Origin of the sequence: Shewanella sp. SR44-3, from assembly GCF_014163735.1 — a bacterium.
GTDB lineage: Bacteria > Pseudomonadota > Gammaproteobacteria > Enterobacterales > Shewanellaceae > Shewanella.
This window is the reverse complement of the sequence record NZ_JACJDV010000063.1, coordinates 1-9,660: the sequence shown is the minus strand read 5'-3', so window position 1 is coordinate 9,660 and position 9,660 is coordinate 1. Positions and strand designations below refer to the sequence as shown.

Genomic DNA, 9,660 nt, shown 5'->3' with positions numbered 1-9,660 from the left:
ACAATCCAATGGCTTGGACATTGAGACGGCAAATCATTTTTCTGAATGAAATCAGTTTATTTCGTCCATCATTCCCCATAATTATCGCAAATGATTAGTTGTTTGGGGAAACTCGCTATTTGAGTATATAATGCGGGCTTGATTTTCCCTGTGATGACGACTGAATTTTAATGTTTAATTTTTTTGCTGCGGCCCCCAAGGGCTTCGAATATAGCTTAGCCAATGAACTCACCGAGTTTGGCGCTACCGATGTAAAAGAGAGTGTGGCTGGGGTGTACTTCTCATCCTCTCTTGAACTTGCCTACCGCATTACGCTGTGGACACGCCTTGCGAGCCGTATCGTTGTTGTCATCTATAAAGGTCCCTGTGAATCACCTGAGCAGTTATACAACGCTGCCTATTGCATTGACTGGCCGTCGCATTTTTCTAACAAAAAAACCTTCAGTATCGATTTTCATGGTACTGGCGGCTTCATTAATAATACTCAGTTTGGCGCCTTGAAGATAAAAGATGCTGTCGTTGACCGTTTTCGCGATGACGGCGATGCCCGTCCGAACGTTGAGCGTGTCGATGCTGAGTTTAGAATCGATGCCCATTATCGCAATGGTCAGCTAACGATTTCGGTTAACTTCTCAGGCCCGTCTTTGCATCAGCGCGGTTACCGTTCCACCACAGGTGAAGCACCGCTTAAAGAGAACTTAGCTGCCAATATGTTAGTCCGTAGTGGCTGGCAGGCTGAACAAGTAGATTTGCTCGATCCATTTTGCGGTAGCGGCACAGTATTAATTGAAGCGGCGCTAATGGCTTGCGATATCGCCCCTGGACTTAAGCGTCAACGCTTTGGTTTTGAAAGCTGGCGCCAGCACAATGCCACTATGTGGAATAAGGTGTTAGAGGAGGCGCACGCCCGCGCAAGTCTTGGCCGTACCCGTTGTAAGCTTAAATTCTATGGCTCAGACATAGACCCTCGTATGGTGAGCCTTGCTAAACGTAACGCTGAGAATGCGGGCGTTGATGAGTTGATTGAATTCAGCGAAATGGATGCGTTAAACGTCAAAGTTCCGTGCGAAACCGGCTTTATGATTTCAAACCCACCTTATGGTGAGCGTCTAGGTAACATTACCGAACTATTACAACTTTACTATCAGTTTGGTGACAAATTAAAGCAAGATTTTGGCGGCTGGAAAGTCGCCATGTTATGCAGTGACGTTGAGCTGATTTCATCATTAAAGCTTAAAGCCGACAAGCAGATGAAGATGTTTAACGGCGCGCTTGAATGTGCCTTTAATCTTTATACCTTGCATGCAAACAGTACCCGCCGTGATGCCCCCGTATTGCCAGAAGGCGTGGATGACATCGCCGATATTGCACCAGCTTTTGCTAACCGTATTAAGAAAAACATTAAGACATTAGGTAAGTGGGCCAAGAAAGAAGGCATCGACAGCTACCGTTTATATGATGCTGACTTGCCTGAATATAATGTTGCTATCGACAAGTACGTGGATTATGTGGTTATCCAAGAGTACAGTGCCCCAGCGACAATTCCTGAAGCGGTGACTAAACGCCGTTTAAGCGATGTACTGTTAGCCCTGCCTAATGCCTTAGGTATTCACCCAGATAAAATCACCCTAAAGACCCGTGAGCGTCAAAAGGGCACTAATCAATACCAGAAGCTTGCCGAGAAGAAGCTTGAAATTATCACCCAAGAATACGGCGCTAAATTTAAGCTTAACCTCACAGGTTACTTAGACACTGGGCTGTTTTTAGATCACAGAGTGACCCGCAAGCTGGTTGGCGAGAAAGCCAAAGGCCGTAAGGTACTTAACTTGTTCTCTTATACAGGCTCAGCGTCTGTACATGCAGCCCTTGGCGGCGCCAAAAGCGTGACCACGGTTGATATGTCAAATACCTATATTAACTGGGCGAAAGAAAACTTTGAACTTAACGGTATTAGTCTTAAAAATCATGAATTTGTTCAAGCTGATTGTTTGCAGTGGGTTGATGATTGTAGTGAGCAGTTTGATCTTATCTTTATCGACCCGCCCACCTTTTCAAATTCAAAACGCATGGAAGACAGCTGGGATGTACAGCGTGACCACGTGGTGTTATTAGGTAAACTTATTAAGCTATTAAGCCCTAAGGGTGAGCTGGTTTTCTCTAATAACAAGCGTAAGTTTAAGATGGATATTGAGGCGTTAACTGCCATGGGCGCCGTTGTGAGTAACATAGACGAACTCTGCTTGCCGCTGGATTATAAGCGCAATCCCCATATCCATAACGTGTGGTTAATCACCCATGGCAAGTGACGTTGCTCTTGAGTACACCCTCTATCACACAGATGGCTGCCATCTGTGTGAGCTGGCAAAAGCACTTGTCGAAGCGGCAGGGGTTGATTTTAATCACATAGATATTTGTGACCAGCCAGCGTTAGCCGAGCGATACGGGATAAGTATCCCCGTATTTGCTCATGGTGAACGCGAGCTTTTTTGGCCTTTTGATGCCGCGCAATTACACGATTTTTTAGGAGTTTAGCTTGAGTCTGGTTCGTATTAATAATGGCTCTTTAGCCTATGGTTACACCCCGTTACTGCACAATGCCGATTTCACCATAGAAGCGGGTGAACGTGTGTGTATTGTTGGCCGTAATGGTGCGGGCAAATCGAGCTTATTGAAAGTCTTGTCAAAAGACGTATTGCTCGATGACGGTGAATTTAATATCGCAGGCGATGTTACTGTCGCTCGTTTACAGCAAGATCCACCTAAAGCTGAAACTGGTTCAGTGTATTCTTATATTGCCGCAGGGCTTCAAGAGATAGGTGAAGCATTAGAGCAATATCATCAATTGTCTCATGATGTGGCAGAAGCCTCCCCTGAGCAGATGGAGCGTATGCTCAATAAAATGCAGCAATTGCAAGAAGTGCTGGATCACAACAATGGTTGGCTATTGGACTCACGCATTCAGCAAAACTGTGAGTTATTAGGTCTAGATCCAGATAAGCCGTTGAGCGAACTCTCCGGTGGTTGGCAGCGCAAAGTGGCATTAGCCCGTGCGCTAGTGAGTGAGCCACACTTATTGCTGCTTGATGAACCCACCAACCATTTAGACATAGATACTATTGAATGGTTAGAGCAATTCTTGCTGAGCTATAAAGGCGCTATCGTGTTTATCAGTCACGATAGGGGCTTTATTTCCCGTATGGCGACCCGAATTGTCGATTTAGATCGCGGCGTGGTGACCTCATGGCCAGGCAATTATCAGATGTACCTTGAAGGCAAAGCCGAATGGATCCGTGTTGAAGCGGAGAAAAATGCTCATTTTGATAAAAAACTTGCTGAAGAAGAGGTGTGGATCCGCCAAGGCGTTAAAGCCCGCCGTACCCGCAATGAAGGCCGAGTTCGTGCCTTAAAAGCCTTACGGGTTGAGCGTAGCGAGCGGTTAAATCGCATGGGCAATGCCAAAATGGCGGTCAGCGATACTGAGCGTTCTGGTAAGCTAGTGTTCGATGTGAATATGCTCAACTACAACCTGCCTGACAAAAACTTGGTGAAAAACTTCAGCACTACCGTAGTGCGTGGTGACCGTATAGCCTTAATCGGACCGAACGGTTGCGGTAAATCCACCTTGATAAAACTTTTGATTGAACAGCTTCAGCCTCAGTCTGGAGAAATCAAAGTCGGCACTAAGCTTGAAGTGGCGTATTTCGATCAATACCGTGAAGCGCTCGACCCTGAGAAAACCGTGGAAGAGAACGTCGGCGAAGGCAAGAGTACAGTCACAGTTAACGGTCAAGACAGACATATTTTAAGTTACTTGCAAGACTTCTTATTCTCACCAATGCGCGCACGCACGCCGGTGAAAGCCTTGTCTGGTGGTGAGAAGAACCGTTTATTATTAGCGCGCTTGTTACTGCGTCCTGCCAACTTAATTATTCTCGATGAACCAACAAACGATCTTGATATTGAGACGTTAGAGTTGTTAGAGTCTTTGCTGACTGACTTTGAAGGCACCTTGCTTATCGTCAGCCACGACAGGGCCTTTATTGATAATACTGTGACCAGCAGCTGGTGGTTTGCTGGTAATGGTCACTGGAATGAATATGTGGGTGGTTATGAGGATGCTGTGTCTCAGGGGGCTAAATTTTATTCTGAGGAACCTGTAGGGCAAACTGTTGTCGAAACACAGGCAAAACCTGCACAGATAAAAGTTGAAGCTGCACCAGTTAAAGCTTCGCCTAAAAAACTGTCCTATAAGATGCAGCGAGAATTAGATGAATTGCCTAAGCAACTCGAAGCGCTTGAGCAAGATATAGACAAGCTTCAGGCACAAATAAGCGAAACGACGTTTTACAGTCAAAGCCAAGATAAAATCGAGCCAGTGCTACTAGCCTTGGCGGCAAAAGAGAAACAATTGGAAGTCAGCTTTGAGCGATGGGAAGAGCTGGAATCGCTGAAGTAATTTACTATAAAAACAGGAATTTTTTTAATGACGTTAAAGTTTGATAAAGCCCTTTCTATCGTGGCATTAAGCGTTTTAGGCGCATTAAGTGGTGCACAGGCTGCACCCGTATATGAAATTGTTAACATTGAGAATTTTGATCTTAAAGGCACTTTAACTGATACCCGTAACGGCTATGCTATGGCCGTTAATGCCACTAATGAGTTGGCAGGTATTGCTAAAGGCACTAAGAAGTTAACCGTTGAAGACATTCAAGGCGGTATCATTGATGTTGAAGATGGTATTGCGCCAGCGGCTAAAATTGAGTATTCAATCTTCAAGCCTATTGTAGCTAACAATTTTACCTTTACTGCTGAAGAGAATGACGCAACAGCCCCTTGGAACCTGCACTTTTTAAGCATAAGCGGTTCAGTTGAACCAAGTAAGCAAGATGCTACTAGCATTAATTCTGTTGACAGCTATTTTTATGACATCAATGATGCTGGCATTAAAGTTGGCTCATACAGTGGTGTTGAGAAAAAGCGGACTTATGTTGGCGATCTTACAACCCAAGATTTTTGGTATTTTCGTGATTTTGAATTGCGTGGAGTTGCTGTTAATAATGGTGTAGAAGTGCCGTTATTGCCGCCTTATACCACTTATGTGCGTGCAGCCAATGCTGCTAGTAACATTGCAGAAACCACAGTCGAATTAGGTGGGGTTTCTGTTGCTGCTGCAATTAACTCAAGCAATCTTGTTGTGGGTTATGCCAGTACGGCACTTGCGAGTTTTAGTGCAGATAGAATTAATACTTGTATTGATGCAGCGTTAGCGGCAGGTGCGGTGAATCCGACCCCTATCGATATTTGTGTGCAATCGCAGCAATATCCAATTAATAATACCCGCAATGTGCAGTATCAAACTCGTGCTTACGTGTGGCAGTTGGATGCAACAACAGCAACAGGTACAGAGTTACCGTTAGGGTTAACTCCACCAGAAGGCTCAACCTTAGTGTACACAGCACAAGGTCTTGGAGTGAATACGGCTGGAACAGTCGTAGGTCGTTCTCATGTGTTCCGTAATGATAATCAAAACTTGCTCTATTCAGATGCTGCCTATTGGACCCGAAATGATGTTGGCAACTACCAGTATTCATGGGTGAAAATGGCTGATGAGGTATTTAATTCTATTGCTTATGATATTAATGATAGTGGACTTTTAGTCGGTAGTTATAGTCAATATATTCAAGGTTATGCTCGTAACAAGTTCTTCTATTTTGACATTAATAATCCAGAGGCGGGCATTACCACTCCTGATGATTTTAAGGTTGGCTTATCAGATTTAAGCAGCAAACCAAAAGACATTAACAATAAAGGTCAAGTCGTCGGTCATATTGAAACTACTTTCGATAAAGATAAGCCGCGCCCTAAGGCGGGTTTCTTATTTGACATGAACACCAAAGAGTTTTCAAACCTTAATAGCCTATTAACCTGCGACTCTCAAGGCTATGCCAAAGATGCATCGGGTAATTGGCTGCGGAATAAAATCAACATTGCCGATGGCTCAGGTGCAGCATTAAGCTATGAGACAGATATCCAAGTGGTGGAAGCGAATAGCATCAATGAGGATGGCACCATAGTAGGCACTGCGTTTATCCGCAAGCCACAATATCAAATTGATAGCGCAGGTAACTTAATATTAGGTACTAATGGTCAGCCATTGTTTGCGCTAGATGGAAACGGTAATCCTGTGACGTCTTATTTACCACGCATGGTGGTATTAAAGCCAACCACTAGCGGTGCAATCTGTGATTTGACAACAACGGTTATTGAGGAAAATTATGAGCGCAAGGGGGCTGCCAGCTTTGCTTGGCTGTTTGCTTTGCCTTTACTTTGGCTACGCCGCCGTAGCAAGAAGTAATCTCAATTGTTAACTTAAAAAATCGAGGGATGTTCCCTCGATTTTTTTTAACTACTGTATCAATACCTTAATAAAAATCTGTTAATCTAGCAGATTTTTTTGATTGATCTTGGTTAAAAAAAGCACTATTTGTATAGCTGACGCTTTTGTTTCTTGGTTAAAGAAAAGAGGACGCTTGCATGAAAAGACAAAAACGAGATCGTTTAGATAGGGCTTTTTCGAAGGGATTCCAAGCTGGTGTAGGAGGACGATCAAAGGAATTATGTCCCTACGCAAATTTAGATTCTAAGTCACAGTGGTTAGGCGGTTGGCGAGAAGGAGTAGATGGACGAATGACAGGTTTGTTTAATCGATGAACTCTAGCCATTATCTCATTCAACACTAATATATTATTGAGGTTCTGCTAATAGTTTTACATGACATTTATATCAATCCAGTGACCAATTCAGCGACATAGCGTACAAAAATGCCCTCACTGACGAGGGCATTATTTTTTCTAAATGTCAGCGTTCAACGGTAAAAATCTGAGTGAATTTAAAACGTAGAAGTGTCGCTAAAAATACCGACTTTAAGATCGGTTGCACTATAAATTTCACGACCATCCACTTCCATGGTGGCATCGGCAATACCCATCACCAGCTTGCGGTGAATTTTGCGTTTGATATTAAGCTTATAGGTGACCTTTTTCGCTGTTGGCAATACTTGTCCAGTAAACTTCACGTCACCCACACCAAGCGCTCGGCCTTTGCCTTGGGCACCTTCCCAGCCAAGATAGAAGCCGACCAATTGCCACATGGCATCTAAGCCTAAACAACCCGGCATTACAGGATCGCCCTTAAAGTGACAATTAAAAAACCAAAGTTCAGGGTTAATATCGAGTTCAGCGATAATTTCACCCTTGCCAAAAGCACCGCCGTTTTCATTAATGCGGACAATACGGTCGACCATTAGCATGTTATCGATAGGCAATTTAGGTGAATTAGCGCCTAAAAGCTCGCCTTGGCCACAGGCAATAAGTTGTTCTTTGGTGAAACTGTTCGCTTTTTCCATTAAATCATAACCACTAATAGCATTCTAAGTGCCCACAAGATAGCGAACAGGTGTACGCTAAACAACTCCGATCACTACGAAAGCCTAAGCTTTAGCATTAATTTAGTCCAAAAGCCGACCCTGATCTCATCGTGGCCTGCCATTCTGTCTAATCTTTGTTGCACTAAACCATAGAGGGACTCAGCGGGGAAGTCATTATCTTCATCGGCCATTCCTGCATTAATTTGCATCAATAACTCTACAGCCTCATCCATGTGACTAATCGCATAAATATGGAATAATCCCTTTTGCACCGCATTAATGACTTCTGGTGCAAGATTGAGCTGCAATACATTGGTCTTAGGGATAATAACCCCTTGCTCACCGGTTAAGCCTCTGCGCTGACATAGGGCAAAGAAGCCTTCGATTTTTTCATTCACGCCACCAATGGCCTGTACATTACCAAATTGATCTAAGGCGCCTGTTACTGCCAGAGATTGAATGATAGGTTGCTCAGCAATGGCTGACATTAAACAGCAATATTCGGCTAGAGAGGCGCTGTCACCATCAATTTCCTGATAAGACTGTTCAAACACTATGCTTGCATTTAAATGTAGTGGAGCATCACGGCCAAAAATACGATACAGACATGCAGAAAGGATCATCATGCCTTTAGTGTGGATGTTGCCACCAAGCTCTGACTTACGCTCAATATCAGCGACTTCACCGTCACCGTAGTGAACTGAAGTGGTAATTCTAGCAGGTTCGCCGTAACTGTAATCGCCACTGTCTATTACAGTCAGTGCGTTTACTTGTCCTACCATTTGCCCTGTGGTTGGTAAATGAATGAAGTTGTCATCAAAACTCTGGGCAGAGAACAGCTCAGAGCTATCATGACGAAACTTAAGCTGCGCGATAGCCTTAGCAACACATTGTGCCGTGAGGCCTTTAGTGAGCTCGGGCGTTGTGCTAGGTCTATAGACTTTTGCCTGGGCTATCAATTGCGATAACAGTAACATAGACAAACTTAAGCGCTGTTGATGTTCACTCAAGCGGGCACTATACCAAAACAGTGGCAGTAAACTCGATATCTCTAAGGTTATACCTTGACGCTGTGCAAGCGCCATTAAATACTGGCAATATTGAGTCTCGGTATACTTGGTGAGATCAAGCTCATTACTGAGCTCCCCAAGCAGCGGAAAATGTTCCATAAACTGCCTATCATCACCACGAAGCTGGCCATAAAAATGACCGGAACCCACCAGAATGATTTTACAATTTAATGGAATAGGCGCGATATCTTGAGCGATGCGGTATTGCTTATCCCTGAGGATTTGCATTAACAGATCCCAGAGACCTTCACGCTTCCACAAAGATTCAGCACAAATAAATACATAATGGTGTTTGCCTAAAGCGCCGACTTTATACTGGCTGTTTTTATCGCTTTTGTGCATCTTGCCTAATAAATCCACCCGGCGGATAGGCCCTGATAAATAACATGCCGATGTATCCTGGCTTGCCATAATACCCACTTGCTCGTGGGGGAGGGCACTCTGCCAGCGAAATTGCACTTCTGTAACAGTGTCGGAAGCTTTACTGGCCACAAGATACCGAGCGGCAGGCTCAGGTATTTGTGTCATTAGCGCATCCATCATTAACTTGCGGTCAACGCCAACAAAATCTGCAATAAATAAATGTTGATCAGAAACTTTAGTCATTAACTTAAAGGCGCTGACGGCTCGCTCTTGCCCTAATAAAATAGCGCTAAGTGCCGCACCTGCATTTAGTGTGCTGGGTAAGGAATATTGTGGCGCCAACTTAGCTGCAGCAAGGGCAGTAGGAAGAACAAGCTGTATTGTTTCTGAAGTCGTTGAAAGTAAAGTTGAATTCATAGTGGCATTTATCTGAAATAATTACGGCTATTTTAGCATAAACCCAGCTTATGTCGCTTATTTGATACTGTTTTTAGCGAGCGGCTCACAAGAGGTAAAATGCGGAAATGGGATTGCGGCTTACACAGCTTAGTCATGAAAAGGATATAGCCACCAATTTAAGTTCATTAAAGCACCGCATTGGCGGATTGCTGAGCACTTAGTGAGTTTTAAAAAAAATACAGTTTACAAGTAGCCGAGTTCCTTATATTATTTGCGCCGTTCGGAGGGATGGCAGAGTGGTCGAATGCACCGGTCTTGAAAACCGGCAAGGGTTTATAGCCCTTCTAGGGTTCAAATCCCTATCCCTCCGCCACATTCAACAAAAAAGCCCGCTATTTATAG

General features: G+C 44.0%; 7 protein-coding genes and 1 tRNA gene. 6 read left to right on the top strand and 2 right to left on the bottom strand.

Going from position 1 to position 9,660, the window contains the following annotated elements:
• Positions 1-170: 170 nt before the first annotated feature.
• The 5 genes from rlmKL to rmf all read left to right on the top strand — a co-directional run bounded on the left by rlmKL (position 171) and on the right by rmf (position 6,711).
• Positions 171-2,306 (top strand): bifunctional 23S rRNA (guanine(2069)-N(7))-methyltransferase RlmK/23S rRNA (guanine(2445)-N(2))-methyltransferase RlmL, encoded by a 2,136-nt coding sequence (gene rlmKL, locus H5073_RS17430; RefSeq protein WP_182680833.1) that lies wholly within the window; start codon positions 171-173, stop codon positions 2,304-2,306.
• On the top strand, positions 2,296-2,532 hold the full coding sequence (locus H5073_RS17425) for a glutaredoxin family protein (RefSeq protein ID WP_182680832.1): 237 nt from the start codon (positions 2,296-2,298) through the stop codon (positions 2,530-2,532). The genes rlmKL and H5073_RS17425 overlap by 11 nt, the downstream gene beginning before the upstream one ends.
• Before the next feature lies 1 nt (position 2,533).
• On the top strand, positions 2,534-4,456 hold the full coding sequence (locus H5073_RS17420; protein ID WP_182680831.1) for an ABC transporter ATP-binding protein: 1,923 nt from the start codon (positions 2,534-2,536) through the stop codon (positions 4,454-4,456).
• A 27-nt stretch (positions 4,457-4,483) separates the two neighbouring features.
• Positions 4,484-6,355 carry a DUF3466 family protein gene (locus H5073_RS17415; protein ID WP_182680830.1) on the top strand — a complete coding sequence of 624 codons (1,872 nt, stop codon included), beginning with the start codon at positions 4,484-4,486 and terminating at the stop codon, positions 6,353-6,355.
• 179 nt (positions 6,356-6,534) lie between these two features.
• Positions 6,535-6,711, top strand: coding sequence for a ribosome modulation factor (gene rmf, locus H5073_RS17410; RefSeq protein ID WP_011496897.1), 177 nt, complete (start codon positions 6,535-6,537; stop codon positions 6,709-6,711).
• 178 nt (positions 6,712-6,889) lie between these two features.
• On the opposite strand, the gene fabA is transcribed toward rmf, so the two are convergent.
• Both fabA and H5073_RS17400 read right to left on the bottom strand, forming a co-directional pair.
• Positions 6,890-7,405 (bottom strand): bifunctional 3-hydroxydecanoyl-ACP dehydratase/trans-2-decenoyl-ACP isomerase, encoded by a 516-nt coding sequence (gene fabA, locus H5073_RS17405; protein WP_182680829.1) that lies wholly within the window; start codon positions 7,403-7,405, stop codon positions 6,890-6,892.
• Positions 7,406-7,479: 74 nt separating this feature from the next.
• Entirely contained in the window at positions 7,480-9,276 is a 1,797-nt protein-coding gene (locus H5073_RS17400; RefSeq protein WP_259394947.1) for a S16 family serine protease, read from the bottom strand.
• Between the two features lie 264 nt (positions 9,277-9,540).
• On the opposite strand from H5073_RS17400, the gene H5073_RS17395 reads away from it, so the two are divergent.
• A tRNA-Ser gene (locus H5073_RS17395) sits at positions 9,541-9,631 on the top strand.
• The last annotated feature ends 29 nt before the right edge of the window (positions 9,632-9,660 follow it).